Origin of the sequence: Chryseobacterium piperi (genome assembly GCF_002285635.2) — a bacterium.
GTDB lineage: Bacteria > Bacteroidota > Bacteroidia > Flavobacteriales > Weeksellaceae > Chryseobacterium > Chryseobacterium piperi.
The window spans coordinates 1,723,827-1,739,353 of record NZ_CP023049.2; the positions used below are offsets into that span (position 1 = coordinate 1,723,827).

Annotated in this window: 16 protein-coding genes; 4 read left to right on the forward strand and 12 right to left on the reverse strand. The window is 34.8% G+C overall.

Annotation, left to right across the window (positions count from 1 at the left end):
* Window positions 1-18: 18 nt before the first annotated feature.
* The 4 genes from CJF12_RS07545 to CJF12_RS07560 form a co-directional block, all read right to left on the reverse strand.
* On the reverse strand, window positions 19-309 hold the full coding sequence (locus CJF12_RS07545) for a putative quinol monooxygenase (RefSeq protein WP_034681564.1): 291 nt from the start codon (window positions 307-309) through the stop codon (window positions 19-21).
* Window positions 310-397: 88 nt separating this feature from the next.
* Window positions 398-1,285, reverse strand: coding sequence for a sulfite exporter TauE/SafE family protein (locus CJF12_RS07550; protein WP_034681565.1), 888 nt, complete (start codon window positions 1,283-1,285; stop codon window positions 398-400).
* Window position 1,286: 1 nt separating this feature from the next.
* The gene (locus tag CJF12_RS07555) at window positions 1,287-1,466 is read right to left on the reverse strand and encodes a hypothetical protein (protein ID WP_034681566.1); all 180 of its coding nucleotides are present in this window, start codon (window positions 1,464-1,466) and stop codon (window positions 1,287-1,289) included.
* Between the two features lie 88 nt (window positions 1,467-1,554).
* Window positions 1,555-1,962 carry an RrF2 family transcriptional regulator gene (locus CJF12_RS07560; protein WP_034681567.1) on the reverse strand — a complete coding sequence of 136 codons (408 nt, stop codon included), beginning with the start codon at window positions 1,960-1,962 and terminating at the stop codon, window positions 1,555-1,557.
* Between the two features lie 408 nt (window positions 1,963-2,370).
* On the opposite strand from CJF12_RS07560, the gene CJF12_RS07565 reads away from it, so the two are divergent.
* Window positions 2,371-2,799, forward strand: a complete 429-nt coding sequence (locus CJF12_RS07565) for a DUF4268 domain-containing protein (RefSeq protein WP_034681568.1) — start codon at window positions 2,371-2,373, stop codon at window positions 2,797-2,799.
* 138 nt (window positions 2,800-2,937) lie between these two features.
* On the opposite strand, the gene CJF12_RS07570 is transcribed toward CJF12_RS07565, so the two are convergent.
* Window positions 2,938-3,468: a thermonuclease family protein gene (locus tag CJF12_RS07570; protein ID WP_034681678.1), complete on the reverse strand. Its 531-nt coding sequence runs from the start codon at window positions 3,466-3,468 to the stop codon at window positions 2,938-2,940.
* A gap of 1,007 nt (window positions 3,469-4,475) precedes the next feature.
* Here CJF12_RS07570 and CJF12_RS07575 point away from each other — a divergent pair.
* Together CJF12_RS07575 and CJF12_RS07580 are read left to right on the forward strand one after the other, a co-directional pair.
* Window positions 4,476-4,844 (forward strand): helix-turn-helix domain-containing protein, encoded by a 369-nt coding sequence (locus tag CJF12_RS07575; RefSeq protein WP_034681570.1) that lies wholly within the window; start codon window positions 4,476-4,478, stop codon window positions 4,842-4,844.
* A 103-nt stretch (window positions 4,845-4,947) separates the two neighbouring features.
* Window positions 4,948-5,841 carry a hypothetical protein gene (locus CJF12_RS07580; protein WP_034681571.1) on the forward strand — a complete coding sequence of 298 codons (894 nt, stop codon included), beginning with the start codon at window positions 4,948-4,950 and terminating at the stop codon, window positions 5,839-5,841.
* 86 nt (window positions 5,842-5,927) lie between these two features.
* On the opposite strand, the gene gldG is transcribed toward CJF12_RS07580, so the two are convergent.
* The 5 genes from gldG to kbl form a co-directional block, all read right to left on the reverse strand.
* A complete protein-coding gene (gldG, locus tag CJF12_RS07585; protein WP_034681572.1) occupies window positions 5,928-7,595 on the reverse strand; it encodes a gliding motility-associated ABC transporter substrate-binding protein GldG in 1,668 nt (555 codons plus the stop codon).
* Window positions 7,596-7,599: 4 nt separating this feature from the next.
* A complete protein-coding gene (locus CJF12_RS07590) occupies window positions 7,600-8,328 on the reverse strand; it encodes an ABC transporter permease (RefSeq protein ID WP_034681574.1) in 729 nt (242 codons plus the stop codon).
* Window positions 8,329-8,425: 97 nt separating this feature from the next.
* Window positions 8,426-8,980: a CopD family protein gene (locus CJF12_RS07595; protein WP_034681576.1), complete on the reverse strand. Its 555-nt coding sequence runs from the start codon at window positions 8,978-8,980 to the stop codon at window positions 8,426-8,428.
* An 11-nt stretch (window positions 8,981-8,991) separates the two neighbouring features.
* Entirely contained in the window at window positions 8,992-9,369 is a 378-nt protein-coding gene (locus CJF12_RS07600) for a hypothetical protein (RefSeq protein WP_051887172.1), read from the reverse strand.
* Between the two features lie 179 nt (window positions 9,370-9,548).
* Window positions 9,549-10,745 carry a glycine C-acetyltransferase gene (gene kbl, locus CJF12_RS07605; protein WP_034681578.1) on the reverse strand — a complete coding sequence of 399 codons (1,197 nt, stop codon included), beginning with the start codon at window positions 10,743-10,745 and terminating at the stop codon, window positions 9,549-9,551.
* 158 nt (window positions 10,746-10,903) lie between these two features.
* Between kbl and CJF12_RS07610 the strand changes: the two genes are divergently transcribed.
* Window positions 10,904-11,773: a cupin-like domain-containing protein gene (locus CJF12_RS07610; protein WP_034681580.1), complete on the forward strand. Its 870-nt coding sequence runs from the start codon at window positions 10,904-10,906 to the stop codon at window positions 11,771-11,773.
* Window positions 11,774-11,912: 139 nt separating this feature from the next.
* Here CJF12_RS07610 and CJF12_RS07615 read toward each other — a convergent pair whose 3' ends face one another.
* Both CJF12_RS07615 and dacB read right to left on the reverse strand, forming a co-directional pair.
* On the reverse strand, window positions 11,913-13,766 hold the full coding sequence (locus CJF12_RS07615) for a M1 family metallopeptidase (protein WP_228379055.1): 1,854 nt from the start codon (window positions 13,764-13,766) through the stop codon (window positions 11,913-11,915).
* A gap of 157 nt (window positions 13,767-13,923) precedes the next feature.
* Window positions 13,924-15,396, reverse strand: a complete 1,473-nt coding sequence (gene dacB / locus CJF12_RS07620) for a D-alanyl-D-alanine carboxypeptidase/D-alanyl-D-alanine endopeptidase (RefSeq protein ID WP_051887173.1) — start codon at window positions 15,394-15,396, stop codon at window positions 13,924-13,926.
* Between the last annotated feature and the right edge of the window lie 131 nt (window positions 15,397-15,527).

Below are 15,527 nucleotides of genomic sequence, written 5' to 3' on the forward strand. Positions count from 1 at the left end.
TTTTAAAAATCATTTTCCTTAGTAAATTTTAAATCCCTTGTATACTTCCGTTGCGCTTTCCATCATTTTAGAAGCATCTTTACGGAAATTAAGAAGGTGATCCTGACCCATATGGTTATTATGATGTTCTACCGTTTCCCATAATTCGATCATGAAAAAAGTACCTTTATTGTCTTTGTCTTCAATAAGGTCATATTGCAGACAACCTTCTTCTTTTCTTGTTTCTCTTACTAAATTCTGAAACAACTCTACCGCTTCCATTAAGTAATTTTCATTAAACTTAAAAAGCGCTATGATATGTAAATTCATATTCTATTAATTATGCTGTAAAAGTATACTATTTTCAAAATTGAAAACACTTTTCATCCCTTTTATTTTTCCACAACCAACAGATATTTTATTTAAAAACTGATTTATAAATAGTTATGCAACTCATCACGATAACCAGAGTTCCGATAACCAGAAACATTTTCTTTACGGGTAACTTGGCTGTAAGCATAGCCGAAAAAGGTGCAGTAAAGATTCCGCCAATTAATAGTCCTAGAATAATATTCCAGTGCTGAATGCCTAATGTAAAGAAGAAAGTAACCGCAGCCGTTATGGTTAAAATAAATTTAGCTACTGTTGAGCTACCCACTGCAAACCTTGGGGTAAAAGCATTTTTAATTAAAGTTCCGGTCACCAATGGACCCCATCCCCCACCTGCAAAAGAGTCTATAAATCCTCCAATGACGCCAAGCCTTGTAAGGTTTGTTTTTCTCTTTAACGCTTTACTCTGTTTGGGTTTAAAAGCATTAGACAATATTTGAATCCCCAGATACAGGGTATAAAATGCAATAATTGTTTTGGTAATTTTAGAGTAGTATTCTCCAAGATAAGTAAGACTTAGTGCTCCGATGACCGCTCCGATTACAGCAGGAATTGCTAGTTTTTTGACCAGACTTTTACTTACATTCTTCAGTTTGATATGACTTATACTCCCCGCAGCCGTCGTAAAACTTTCTGCAGAATGAATACTTGCACTTACAATGTGAGGAGGAATATTTAGAAAAAGCAGAGTCGTTGTACAGATTACTCCATATCCCATACCCATCGATCCGGCTACAATTTCAGCAAAGATACCCACCAGCACCATCCAATAAAAAATATAATGGTCTTTGGCCAGAATATTCAAAAGCTCATCCAGATATCCTAAGCTATACATCGAAAAAGTAATCAGCAGCAATGCTGCAATAGTGACTACCAGCACATTGATTCTTATCTGAATCTTTCTTGAAATCACCATCTTATATCGCCGTTAAAGTGAAAAACTGAATGGGTATATGATGACCGAAAGCCATTGTTTCTATTACCTGACTCTCTTTTTCTGATATTGAAAAAACATCTGAGAATTTACGGGACCCTAACTTTACTTTTTCTTTTGCCAGAAGCTGTTGTAAGATATTTGTATCTTCTTTTGAAATCATAGTTTGATCGTTTGATGTAATACAAATATCCAATAAAATAATTACCCTACCAAAAATGTAGACTAATAATTCAAAAAAAAGGATCAGATCAGTCGATCAGATCCATTAAAGTTTTTTCTTCCAGAATTCTTAATGAAGCATCCCGAACTTCAATGAGTACATCGTGTAATCCACAGTGATCTTCATTACAATCTTCACATTTTTCATAAAAATTTAAACTGACACACGGGAGCATAGCAATAGGCCCGTTTACCAAACGGATAATTTTCGCCAGCTTCACGTTGGCAGGATCTTCCTTAAAGAAATAACCTCCACCCTTTCCTTTTTTACTATCAAGGATGCTCGACTTTTTCAATTCAAGCAGAATGTTTTCTAAAAATTTCAGCGGAATTTTCTTGTGTTCCGCAATTTCAGAAATAAGTATGGGCCCTTCATTTCTTTTCTCTACAAGATATGAAAGTGCCTTAAAAGCATATTGAGATTTTTTTGACAGCATTACAGCAAATTTAAGAAAATACTTTTACATTTAGTGAAATGGTAAAAAGGGGGAAGGATGAAAGGCTAAATTGCTGATGGGCAGAAAGGCGGAATTGCGAAACCGCCGAATCGTAAAATTGTTGAATCCTTGATGGCTGGAAAAGCCAAAGGGCTGAATTGCAAAAAGGCTGAATCGCCGGATCGTAAAATTGCGAGAATGTAAAACAGTGGAAAAGCCAGTTTGTGAAAAGATATATGGATAAGCAAAAATAAAATGATTCAAAAACAATATGCAATTTGCCTTTTTGCCTTTCAGCGATTCCGCGATTTTGCGATTCGGAGATTCGGAGATTTTACAATTTCACCAATCATCGATCCACAATCTCACCTCCTTGCCTTTTTCCCTATAAATTCTTAAGTTTGTCCTATGTTTAGTAAACAGGAAGCACAGCAATTAAAAAAAGAATTTTGGACGGCTTTTGGAAAATCTTTTCCAAGAAAATGGATATTGTATGATACCAAGGTCAAAGATTTTTCATTTAAATTCTATGCAGATAACAAAAAAGCGGAAGTTTCTCTTGATATAGAAATGAAAGACGAGATTTACAGAAACGCTTATTACGAAAAAATATGGTCTTTAGAAGACATTCTGAAAGATTATATCGGAGATTTTTACAAAGATGAACACTTCACGCTGGAAAACGGAAAAGTGATCAGCAAAATCTGGATTGAAAAACATCAGGTCTCCATCTTCAATAAAAATACCTGGAGCGAAATTTTCGAGTTTTTTGTAGAAAAGATGGACGGTTTCGAAAGGTTTTATTATGAGTATGAAGACTTTATAAAAGACGTATAACCCATGTCTATCATCCTTGAGTTACTAACCAAATTACTACTTGGCATATTGTATATTCTTGTCGAAGTATTCTTTGTAGATCTTATTTTAGGCAGTATTCAATACTGTTACAGGAAAATTAAGCAACTATTCGCTCCACTATTTTAATGCTTTTCCGGACGAAGCCGTTGAAAGTTTATTTTTTGCTTTCTGCTGATAAGCTTCTCTTTTAGTTTTTCTCCATTCCCAAGGAGAAATATTAGCTTCAGTTGCTGACCAAAGTCCTAATTTAAGTGCTCTCGCTTTAGATTCGAGTACCCCTAAATTTTCATTATCAGAATATTGATAATACCACCATCCATAACCTTTCTTTATAATCTCCTCAGATAAATACCGGTCATTATTAAAGTAAACTTTAGCGATTATCCGACCATATCGATCAGAATTTGTTTTGTAATACTGAATAGATTTTCCATATACCAGATCACTGGTAAACTGTTTGGCATTTTTACCAAACGGCTGTCCCTTCTCAGGACAATCTACCTCTGCGAGACGCAATGTGGTCTGTTTATTATCTTTATCAAGAACTAAAATAGTATCTCCATCTTTAACTCCAATGACCTTCGCCCTGATTTGTGACAGCAATATACCTGAAGCCACCATGCACATCAGTAAAAGTATTTTCCTCATTCTTTTCATTGTACCCTCTCTCTCCTTTTGAATTCAGTCTGCAATTTTAGGGATTTTTAAAACGATAAACAGGAATCTTTCTAAAATATTATCAACAATCATGATCAGCACCTGTAAGCATCAGTTTTTAATGGATTGTAAGGAGTAAGTTCTCGATACAAAATTATTCTCCGTTATACTCCGAATAATTTCACTCGAACTGACGACACATATCCGTCACTTCGAGTGATTTTCGAAGAAAATTGTATCGAGAAGTGGTTGAATTATTGGATGAAATTCATTCTTCTCTGTTTACATTCCTTTACTTCGCTCCTGAACTACGTTCGCAGACTTACCGTCTGTGTTCTGAAATCAAAGATTAGGCATAGGCAATGACACCCCTATCCACAATATTTCTCATTAACTTCGTCGAACTTTCAGTTTCCGTAAGAATCTAAACTTAGTATTTTATAATAATTAAACACAAATATTTTAAATTCTACTGTTTTATTAGCAGTCAAAAATCAGCCAATTTATCGTTTATAAAGCTTGAGTTTTTACTATGCTTAGATTCCTCCACTTCATTACTGAAATCAAAGATTAGACGTAGTCAATGACACTCCTATCCATAATATTTGTCATTCCGTAGGAATCTAAACTTAGTATTTTATATGATTAAACACAAATATTTTAAATCCTACTGCTTTAATAGTCAAAAATCAGCCAATTTATTGTTTATAAAGCTTGAGTTTTTACTATGCTTAGATTCCTCCACTTCGTTACTGAAATCGAAGATTAGACGAAGTCAATGACAAGTCATAATCACAAACTTTGTCATTGACTTCGTCGAACTTTTAGTTTCCGGCAGGAATCTAAACCCTTATTTTTTTAGTAGAACGTTACTTTTCCATCTTCTTTAAAAATTTCTCTTCTATTAAAATCCTTATTTTCCTATCTATTAAAAAGAAAACTTAAAAATTCTGACTCATTTTTTTCTATATTTGTACAAAACACGGATAAATATCATTATGGAAAAGCTAAGAAATCTAAGAAAGCAAAGAGGATACTCTCAAGAGAAACTAGCAGGTATTATCGCTACAGATCCTTCTAATTATTCTCGTAAGGAAAGAGGAGAAATCAGAATATACGATGATGAATGGGAAAAGCTGGCAGCGGCTTTGGATGTTCCTGTGGAGGAGATTAAGGAAGAAAAACCAACAGGTGTCGTACATAATGACAATTCAACTTTTAGCGATCATGCTAATTCCGGAAACTTCTATAACCAGCAATTCAATATTCCAGATTCTGTCATAGAAAACTTACAGGATTACATTAAGGTTTTGAAAGAACAGATTGAGGCTTTGAAGAAGGAGAATAAGACGCTGAGATCAAAATAAATATATTTATTTATAAGTATTTATAATTTTAAAAAATTTATAGTTCAGATTAGTGCAATGCACCAATCTAAATATTAGGCGACAGCTTTAGACAAATGTTCGTATGAAAAGTATATTTGAATTTCTAATTTTTTATCAAAACGAAGATATTAAAGAAGCTGAAAAAAAATTAAAAAATACAACGAATAATTTAATTTTTCTTCATCAAAAATTTGCTGATTTAAAAATCCCATTAGCAGACAATTATATTTTTTCAGAACAATTAATTATTAAGTTTCATTTACACAATTGCAGCATTCTTTCGCTAAGTGATGGAATTTATTTACACAATTCTAAACTTGGGATTACAAACAAAAGTAAATTTCTTGATATTTCTTCAATTATGACAATTATTAGAGCTCAGTATGAAACTTTATTAATGTTTCAACATCTTTTCATTAATACAGATAATGAAGATGAAAAAATGTTAAGGTTTTATGCGTGGATGATGTCTTCAATGATTGATCGTGAAAAAACAATGACAAGTGAAAATGAATTAATTATAGAGAAAGTAATGGAAAATAGATTAGCTATTGAAAACACTAAAAACGCAATACAAAAACTAGAGTCATTTAAGAATCTTTCTGAGAAGCATCAAAAAACACTAATAGAAAAAGGGTCTGGAAAATTATTTAAGCACTGGGAAACTATAAAAACCGAATCTTTTGGAAACCATGGCATTTTGTCTAATATCTATTATTTATTAAGTGTATATTCACACTCGGAAGGAATTTCATCATTACAACTAAAAGAAACTAAACATTTATATGAGGACTCTAATAATCAAAAAAATCTTTTCCTTTATATAATTCAGTCTTTAGCAATGACAGCAGTTATGATAAAAAATATTTGTAAAATATTTAAAGAAGTGCAAATAGAATACGAAAAACTACCTCAAGAATTTAAATCAGAAATTGACACCCTTTATAATATGGCAATTAGAAAGCCGATCATCTAGCATTGTATTTGCAAAATGCAGAATTAAAAATTGAAATGAATCTATTAAAAATAAAAAGAGAAACCTCACAGTTTCTCTTTTTTATATCAATTAAATTTCCTTTTCCTTAACCAGAAGAATAATCCTCCCAGTAATCCTATAATTACCAACGGAAGCAGTAAATTAAACCACTGCCAATTGCTTTTTTCTTCGGTGATTCTCTGTCTGTCCAATAACCTTTCCTCAATATTTCGGTTTCTCAATTCCATCAGGTTGCTGTCATCTAAAAGATAATCTAAAGCATTTCTTAAAAACTGTTCGTTTCCGAATTGTTCATTGGTTAGCAGGTCTACTCCTAATGGTAAAGGTTCTCCTTTAATTACTTTATTTCTTCCTACATCCCCATCTGCGATCACGATCATTTTATTTTCAGGACTTTGTCCTTTAAAACCGGGATAAGATTTTCTTTCGATTCTTGAAGCATATGCAGAAGTAAATTTACCTTCTAAGGCTACCGCAAAGATTTTCGGAGTACTTGGTTTTTCCATCTGTCCAAGACTGTCAACACTTGAAATCTCCTTCAGGTCAACATAGTTAGGAACTTGCTTCAGTAAAGTTCTTTCGCTTGATTCAAAAAGAACCTGGGTTTTAATATTTTTTCTTCCTAAAGTATCAATCGATGTCGGAAATTCAAACTTCACCGGATTGATATTTTTAGTAATCGGATTATCTTTTTCAGCAATTCCCAATGGAAAATACGGCCACGGCAGACTGGTATATTGTGGATTACCACTCACCTCACCTGTTACGAGCCTTAGCAAGGCAAATTTCTTTACATCCTTTACCAAAGCAGGATTAATCCGGATCCCGTAATTGAAGAAGAAATCCGTCATATTGATATCTACAGGGAAAGGCATTACTTTTTTAGATCTTGTCAAAGTATCCATTTCAGCATTTACGGCATCGATCATCCATAAGGTTTTCCCGCCATTCATAATATACTGATCCAGGATTACCTTTTCTCCATCGGTAAATGCTTTTCTTGGTTTTGCAATAACTAAAGCGCTCATTTGTTTCAGTAAAGGAACATCGGCTATGCTTAGCTCAGTTTGATTTTTAGGAATAATAGGTCCTGCATCATAACTTTCCAACGCCAGATGCATAAATCCCTGGAACTGTTCAGGACTCAATTCATCCTGATTCACCAGAATTCCTATTTTTTTTCTCTTATCGGTTGCAATATTTTTGATATTGGAAACAAGATTGTATTCTAAATTTTCAATAGACCTGGTCAGCTGCTCATCTGCACTGATATTAGCCTGCTGTACAACCAACGGAATAGAAGCGCCTCCTTTGTTGTACTTCAGTACTGCATACGGAAACAAAACAATCTGTGACACTTTACCATCTTTTACATCCGGAAGAACCGAAGGCTGCATTCCCATAGCCATCAATGTGTCCTGAGACATTTTGGTTTTAATGGGATCAATAAATTTAAAATCTATTTTTGGATTGATTTTCCTGAACTCTTCCAGCATAAATTTTGTTTCACTCTGCAGCTGCTTGAAACTTGCCGGAAAATCGCCCTCCAGATAAACCTCAACGGTTAAAGGCTTTTTTACCGATTCCAGAACTTTAATGGTATTATCTGAAAGGGTATATCTTTTTTCTTTGGTTAAATCCAACCTGATTCCGGAAACTGCGAGGATAATCACCAACGGCAGAATTACAAACAGTAAAATTCCTAATGGAGATTTAAAAGGGATCTTCTTCATAATTCTACTTCTTTTTATTGATAAAATGGTTGGACAATACTAACGAAACACTTATGATTAAAACAAAATAAGCTACATCTTTAAAGTCAATCAGTCCTCTTGTAAATCCAAGAAAGTGCTGATAAAAGCCAAGATTCTGTAAAATAAAATCGGCTCCGCCTAATAGTTTATAACTTGCCAGCTGCTCAATCCCGAAATACATGATGAAACACATAAAAACCCCAAGCAAATAAGCCATAATCTGATTCTGAGAAAGAGAAGACGCTAAAATTCCAACCCCGGAAAAAGCTGCAATAAGCATAATCAGCCCTATATAACTTCCCAATGTCATTCCCAAGTCAATATTCCCGGCAGGAACGCCCAGAACATACACTGTATAAAGATAAATCAGAGAAGGAATCAGGCACAGGATCCCGACCACCCAAACGGAAAGAAACTTTCCTAATACCAGATCAGAAACCTTTAAAGGTTGTGAAAAAAGCCAGTTTAAAGTTCCGGTCTGCTGTTCTTCTGCAAATGTTTTCATGGAAAGTGCAGGAATGATAAACATCAATAACCAGGGAACCAATACAAAATAGCTCTGTAAAGAAGCCATCCCGATCTCAAAGATATTGGAATCATTATCGAAAAAAAACAAAAAAAGAGTCGCTATCAGACTGAAGGCCTCGATGATGATCCACGCACTCCAGTTCCCGAAGTAACTCCAAAGTTCTTTTTTAAAAATTGCAAGCATGTTTTTTAGTTATGAATTATGAGTTTTTAGTTATGAGTTGAATGGTATTGATCGTTTAATCGAAGTTGCTCTTGTCTCAACCTAACTTATCACTCTTCTATTTATTTCTTTTTTTGTTTTTATTGACGAGTTTTACCGTCATCATGATTAAAAATACAAGAACGAAAAATCCGGTAATTAATTGCCACCAATATTCAATTACTGCAGATTTTAAAATAACCGTGAAGACTACCAGAAATAAAATAAACGTGGCAATTTCATTCGCCTGTCTTAATTTAATATTAGCAGTTTCTAATCTATTTCCGTTAAGCGCTTTTAGTTGAAGTACTTTTTTCCAACACCAGTAATGGTAAATGGCAAGGCAAACCAGGAAAGTCAGCTTCAAATGAAACCACGGGGTTTTCATTAATCCAGTATTCAGAAAGATCATGACCAATCCGCAAATCGTCATAATAACACCTGCAGGAACCGTAATAATATTCCACAGCCTTCTGGCCATAAAAGTATATTGCTCTCTTAAGATATTCTTTTTGTCTTCAGCAAATTCATCGGTATCTTTATAGTAAACAAATATTCTAACGAGATAAAAAATTCCCGCAAAATAACTGACCATAAAAATAATGTGCAGTGCTTTGATTATTGTGTAAAGCATGGTAAACTTATCTATTTTTTATAGGAAATGCTGTCAATCTTTTTTCCATCATGGTATTTTTTCACATACAAAAGTCTTCCTTTTTCATCATAATATTTCCAGTCTCCCACATAATACCAATGGCGCTCATTTTCAGAAATATCTAATTGGGTCTGCCCTCGCTCCATGATCTTCCCATTGGGAAAATACCTTTTCGTTTTGGTGAGATTTTTTCTGATCCGTTCTTTCTGATACAACTTGTCTTCAAAAGTAGTTTTCCAGATTCCTTTTCTCTCCCCCATTTTATATTTCCCAATAGCAACAAGAGTTCCTTCATTAGAGGAATATTCCTCTTTCCATTTACCATTTCTCTTATTGGTATTATTCTGATCTTTTACATATTGATTCATTTTAGTTTGACATGAAACTAAAAACACACAATACAAAATCAAAATGAACCTTTTCATATAGTATAGTGGAATCTATTTTCATCTTTGAAACGATTTTGGGATCATCAGCTATAAAAATAGCTGAACAATCCCAAATTCTTTCAATTCCTTATTTTCTTTAATATATGTAAGATATTCTTTTAAGAAATCACATTAAGCTCTTTCCCCACTTTTTCAAAAGCGGCAATAGCCTTATCCAATTGTTCTCTGGTATGAGCTGCAGAAAGCTGAACTCTGATTCTCGCTTTTCCTTTAGGAACTACCGGATAGAAGAAACCAATTACATAAATTCCTTCATCCATCAGTTTTTCCGCCATCTTCTGAGCTAATGGTGCATCATAAAGCATTACCGGAACGATTGCGGCATCACCATCAGGAATATCAAAGCCTTTAGCTTTCATCTCTGTTCTGAAGTATTCCGCATTTTCCATTACCTGATCACGAAGTGAAGTATCATCAGAGATCATATCCAATACTTTCAAAGCTGCTCCTACAATTCCCGGAGCCAATGAGTTTGAAAATAAGTACGGACGTGAACGCTGTCTCAACATATCAATGATTTCCTTTTTACCGGAAGTAAATCCTCCCAATGCTCCTCCTAAAGCTTTTCCTAAAGTAGAAGTAATGATATCTACTCTACCCATAACGTCACTCGCTTCATGCGTTCCACGACCTGTTTTCCCAATGAAACCAGTAGCGTGAGAATCATCCACCATAACCAGAGCATCATATTTATCTGCTAAATCACATACTCCTTTCAGATCAGCAACAATACCATCCATAGAGAAAACCCCATCTGTAACAATGATTTTGAAACGGTGATTTTTTTCAGAAGCCGCTTTCAGCTGAGCCTCCAAATCTTCCATATTGTTATTTTTATAACGGTATCTTGCCGCTTTACAAAGACGAACACCGTCAATAATTGAAGCGTGATTCAATTCATCCGAAATAATAGCATCATCTTCTGTAAACAATGGCTCGAAAACTCCTCCGTTAGCATCAAAACATGCTGCATACAGAATCGTATCCTCCAATCCTAAAAATTGAGCGATCTTTGCTTCCAGTTCCTTATGAATATCCTGAGTTCCACAGATAAAACGAACGGATGACATTCCGTAGCCATGAGATTGAATCATATCCTGAGAAGCTTTCATCACTTCCGGATTGTTTGATAATCCCAAATAATTGTTCGCACAAAAGTTTAACAGCTTTTTGCCGTTGGCTTCAATTTCCGCACTTTGCTGAGAAGTAATAATTCTTTCTCTCTTATAAAGTCCGTCGTTTTCGATACTTTGAAGCTCGTTCTGTAAGTTTTGAAGATATTTTCCAGAGATCATTTTAGTAAATTTTTAGATGCGCTAATTTAGTAAAAAGGCAGTAAAGTATAGTCTTTTATGACTATGAATCTAAAAGATTGAATTAAAAAACTCATTTTAACGATTAGTCTACTAATTTAGTAGGATAATAATTTATATTTGTCCTTTAAATTCTGAAAATGAAACTATCATCAGTACCAAAAGTTAGAAAAATATCATCCAGAAATTTCCAGAATCAGTATATGAAGCTTCGCCTACCCGTTATATTAGAAGATTTTGTAGATCCTAACAGTCCTGCTTTCCAAAAATGGAATTACGATTATTTTAAAGAGATTGCAGGAAATCACAAAGTCAATATTTACGGCAGCGATCTGGAATCTCTAGACCGGGTAGCCAGCAAGCCCATCGCTCACACTCATTTTTCCGAATACCTGGATCTTATCAGCACCCAGCCTACAGAACAAAGACTTTTCCTTTTTAATTTATTAAGCATTAAACCGGAGCTCAAGAATGACCTCTATTACAATGATGTCACCAATGGAAAAATTTTAAAATGGCTTCCTTTTATGTTTTTTGGAGGTAAAGGATCAATTACCCGAAATCATATTGACATTGATATGTCACACGTATTCATCACCCAGTTTCAGGGCATCAAAAAAATATGGCTATTTCCATGGGAACAATCCGACCTGATGTACAAATTACCCTACAACTTTCACAGCTTAGCTAATATCAAAGAACCGGATTATAATGAGTATCCCGCGTTAAAATATGTAAAGGGTTATGAAGCTATTATCCATCCCGGAGAAACCCTTTATATCCCTTCCGGATGGTGGCATTACATCCAATACGAAACAGAAGGATATTCCGTATCCATAAGGGCCCTACCCTCCAGTCTGCTTGAAAAATGGCGCGGTTTTAAAAATCTTGTGATGATCAGGCATTTCGATAATGCCATGCGGAACCTGTTTAAAGAAAAATGGTTTCATTTTAAGGTCACGAAAGCACATAGAAAGGCTAAAAGGGGAATGGTAAGGATTAGTAAGTAATTCAAAAGCCTTCGTAATGAAGGCTTTTGAATTGAGTTTCAATGTAACTCAAACTATATTTTGGAATTTAAAAATATTTTTAAGGATTGTATGGATTGTATGAATACAATATATCTATATGATTATAAAATCAGAAAATTCACTCTTTCACAAACTTAATATTTCTGTCTTTTATTTTGAATACATATACTCCCGGAATGAGCTCAGAGATATTGATAGATGAATTCGGCTGATAAATTCCGGCTTTCACTAATTTTCCATCTGTAAAATAAATGGTATAATCGGCAGTTTTATCTAACCCTCTCAGATATAATTCATTTTTTGCCGGGCTTGGATACAATGCAAAGCTATTTTTTTCTACATCCTCAGTGCTTAAGGTTGTATCTTTTGTTACCGTAGAGTTCTTTTCCAACACTTGATATTCATAATTGAACTCTACACTGACAACAGGAAATGGTACTGATTGTACAAAATATTGATTATTTGAGGTGTTATTCAACGTAAAATATGCCACCTGTCCTGATGTACCGTTTACCTTGATAGGCAAAGGCATTTCATAAAAACTTACTGAAGGATGGCTTTGGGTTTGAGCAATTTTAAAAGTAATGGTCTGATTCGAAGATTCCCGCCACCTGATATCATATGTGGGATATCCTTCCCCATAAACCCAGTTATTAAAGAATTCAGTGAAATCTTTCCCGGTCGACTGTAGTAAAGAAGCATTTAAATCTGCTGTTTTCGCATAGCTGTAGGCTAAATTTGGTCTTGAGTGATACTCTTTAATGGCCTGATAAAAGGCAGTATCACCTAAAATCCATTTAAGCATTCTGACAATATATCCTCCTTTGGCATAAGATAATCTTCCGCTGAAGATTGCTCCCTGATTCCCCAGATTGGCATCAGCAACATAGGTACTTCCTCCCGGAGAGCTTGTAATATAATTTTTCTGATCCTGAAGATAGCTCATAAACTGAGCCTGGGTCATCAGTAATTTTTCATTGGCCAGATGCTCTCCAAATGTCGCAAATCCTTCATTCAACCAGATATCGTTCCATGCGCCACAAGTTACCTTATCACCAAACCATTGATGAGCCAGTTCATGAGCAATAACCGATTTTCCCCAACTGCTCATCGAAGACATGGTCTGATGTTCCATACATACCCCTCCATATTGAAACTCCATATGGCCATACTTTTCATTACGGAAAGGATAAGCTCCAAAATAGGTTTCAAAAGTATTCATGATCTGTTTTGTCCATTCGATATTAGACATAACAGCCGTGTTATTTACTGTTGTTGGATATACATAATTCACAAAGGGAAAAGGCGGATTTCCCATCGTGTCATTCAGTTTAACAAAATTGGTAATCACAAGAGCTATCAGGTAAGCACTCGTAGGATACATCGTTCTCCAGAAAGTCAGCTTCTTATTGTTGGAAAGAAGAGTTTCTGACATCAGCTTTCCGTTGGCAGCTACACTATACTGGTTCGGTGTGGTAATTTTAAAATCAAACCTATCGATTTTATCATTTAAACTTTGCTTTGTAGGAAACCAGTCTTGAGCTCCGTAAGGTTCACTTAGTGTGGAAAGAATAAACTCTCCGTTCTGAGATCCTGTAGAAAATGCATTATTATTTATTGCAGGTGGCCCCGAATATTGTATCGTTAAAGAATCAAGGACATTCGCTGCAATAGAAGCCGGAAAATCAATTTTCACTTCTTTCGTTGCCAATTGCTGAAAATTTAGATTAACTCCATGATACTTAACCTGAGAAACCGTTAGACTGTTAGCCAAATCAAAATAGATACTGCTCATCGTCTGATTCGGCTTAAAATGCGAAGTTACTGAGCCGGAAATATTATACACCGCAGGATCTAAACTGACATCCATTCGCTGATATTGTAAATCATAATTTAATGTATTAGGATTGATATTTGGAGCAGTCATCTTTTGCATAAAAGACTTCATCTCTTTTGCTATTAATCCTTTCATTTCAATATTTTGATTTTGACTATGCAACGATCCAAATAAAACAGTGCATAAAATTAACGGATAGAGTTTTTTCATTTTAAATTTTATAATACGCTCAAAGATAAAAAAACCTTCTAATCATTGATTAAAAGGTTTTCACATATTGAATTAATATCTTTTAAAGATCCAGAGCCGGCTCAAGAAGTTTTTCCATTCTTTTCTTCACCATATCTACAGATCCTGCGTAATTGTTTACCATTAAAGAGAAAACCAATGTTTTTCCCGAATTGGTTTTCATATAACCTGCTAATGTTTTTACTTTATTTAAAGTACCCGTTTTAGCAAATATCTGCCCGTTTCCAGTTCCAAGGAACATTCTTTTCAAAGTTCCCGATTGTCCGCCAACAGGTAATGAAGTTAAATAAGTTTTATAATACTTTTCTTCCATTAAAGAAGTTAAAAACTTAGCCTGAGAAATCGGAGTCACCGAATTGCTTCTTGAAAGGCCACTTCCGTCCATATAGCTTAGACCATTGATATCAAAAGCATTTTCTCTTAAGTGACTTGTCACTACTATCCTGCCTGATTCCGAAGTCTGGTCTCCCAGTTTCTGGAATCCTACTGTTTTCAATAAGGCTTCAGCCAGAGAATTATCACTGTGCTGGTTGGTGTAATAAATAATATCACCTAATGTCGGAGATTTATAAGAAGAGATCATTTTTCTGCTCTCCGGTGTCGGGTCTGTCATTTTAGGACTTACTTTACCTGTAACACCAATTCCGTTTTTTACCATTGTTGCTCTTAAAGTATTGGCAAGATACGCAGGTGCATCCGGAAGCTTAGTGGTCAGAAATCCTTCACCATCATACTTTTCAGCATACACCATTTGATTGGCGTAAGGAGAAACATAAAAATATTTTTTCTCATTTGAAAAACTACTTGCTTTCTTTACGATAAGCTTTTCATTAGCAGGATTGATCTCACGTGTGGTTCCAACCGGCAAATAATAATTATTGTTTTCTAGCCACACAACATTTTCCGGAAGTCTTGAAATATTACCTTTGAAAAGCGCTGTCTGAATAATAATATCACCATTTACCTTTTTGATTCCCTCATGTGAAATTCCGCTCATGAAGTCTGAAATGATTTCTCTATAGGATAAAGCCCCTCCTTTATTGGTTCCAAGAGACGGATCTCCACTTCCTATAACATAAAGATTACCATTTAAAACTCCATTTTCATCAATACTTCCTGAATATTCCAGCTGAGTCATCCAACGATAATTTTCCCCTAACAGGTTTAATGCTGTTTCTGTGGTTAATAATTTCGTGGTAGAAGCCGGAACCAAAGGCGTATTTTCGTTATACGAAGAAATAATTTTCTTTGTTTTCGGGTCGTACACTACAAATCCCCAGGTTGCATTTTTAAGCACGGGATCTGACACCATTGTGTTTACATTAATATCTACGAGCTCTTTGGCAGACAGAACGGTTCTCTCCACAACCGAAGTTACTGGAGCAGGTAAGTTTAAATTGGTTCTTTGATTGTCGTAAGCCTGAGAATAGAGAACGGTAGAAACGGTAGATTGAGCAAGGAAAAACCCAGAAGCCAATACCGCTGCACTTGAAATATATTTTCTGAAATTTACCATCTATCTTAGTATTTGTTTTTATGTTTGTCTCATAAAAAACGATTGGTTACAATCATTCAATAAGAGCGCCAAACATTTAATCAACGACCAAAAGTAGAGATTATTGTTAGAAATCAGACTATTATAGTCTT

Excerpts from the sequence above, each read along its gene's own strand:
- CJF12_RS07545 (WP_034681564.1), bottom strand. The coding sequence starts at position 309 with ATGAATTTACATATCATAGCGCTTTTTAAGTTTAATGAAAATTACTTA.
- CJF12_RS07550 (WP_034681565.1), bottom strand. The coding sequence starts at position 1,285 with ATGGTGATTTCAAGAAAGATTCAGATAAGAATCAATGTGCTGGTAGTC.
- CJF12_RS07555 (WP_034681566.1), bottom strand. The coding sequence starts at position 1,466 with ATGATTTCAAAAGAAGATACAAATATCTTACAACAGCTTCTGGCAAAA.
- CJF12_RS07560 (WP_034681567.1), bottom strand. The coding sequence starts at position 1,962 with ATGCTGTCAAAAAAATCTCAATATGCTTTTAAGGCACTTTCATATCTT.
- CJF12_RS07565 (WP_034681568.1), top strand. The coding sequence starts at position 2,371 with ATGTTTAGTAAACAGGAAGCACAGCAATTAAAAAAAGAATTTTGGACG.
- CJF12_RS07570 (WP_034681678.1), bottom strand. The coding sequence starts at position 3,468 with ATGAGGAAAATACTTTTACTGATGTGCATGGTGGCTTCAGGTATATTG.
- CJF12_RS07575 (WP_034681570.1), top strand. The coding sequence starts at position 4,476 with ATGGAAAAGCTAAGAAATCTAAGAAAGCAAAGAGGATACTCTCAAGAG.
- CJF12_RS07580 (WP_034681571.1), top strand. The coding sequence starts at position 4,948 with ATGAAAAGTATATTTGAATTTCTAATTTTTTATCAAAACGAAGATATT.
- gldG (WP_034681572.1), bottom strand. The coding sequence starts at position 7,595 with ATGAAGAAGATCCCTTTTAAATCTCCATTAGGAATTTTACTGTTTGTA.
- CJF12_RS07590 (WP_034681574.1), bottom strand. The coding sequence starts at position 8,328 with ATGCTTGCAATTTTTAAAAAAGAACTTTGGAGTTACTTCGGGAACTGG.
- CJF12_RS07595 (WP_034681576.1), bottom strand. The coding sequence starts at position 8,980 with ATGCTTTACACAATAATCAAAGCACTGCACATTATTTTTATGGTCAGT.
- CJF12_RS07600 (WP_051887172.1), bottom strand. The coding sequence starts at position 9,369 with ATGAATCAATATGTAAAAGATCAGAATAATACCAATAAGAGAAATGGT.
- kbl (WP_034681578.1), bottom strand. The coding sequence starts at position 10,745 with ATGATCTCTGGAAAATATCTTCAAAACTTACAGAACGAGCTTCAAAGT.
- CJF12_RS07610 (WP_034681580.1), top strand. The coding sequence starts at position 10,904 with ATGAAACTATCATCAGTACCAAAAGTTAGAAAAATATCATCCAGAAAT.
- CJF12_RS07615 (WP_228379055.1), bottom strand. The coding sequence starts at position 13,766 with ATGAAAGGATTAATAGCAAAAGAGATGAAGTCTTTTATGCAAAAGATG.
- dacB (WP_051887173.1), bottom strand. The coding sequence starts at position 15,396 with ATGGTAAATTTCAGAAAATATATTTCAAGTGCAGCGGTATTGGCTTCT.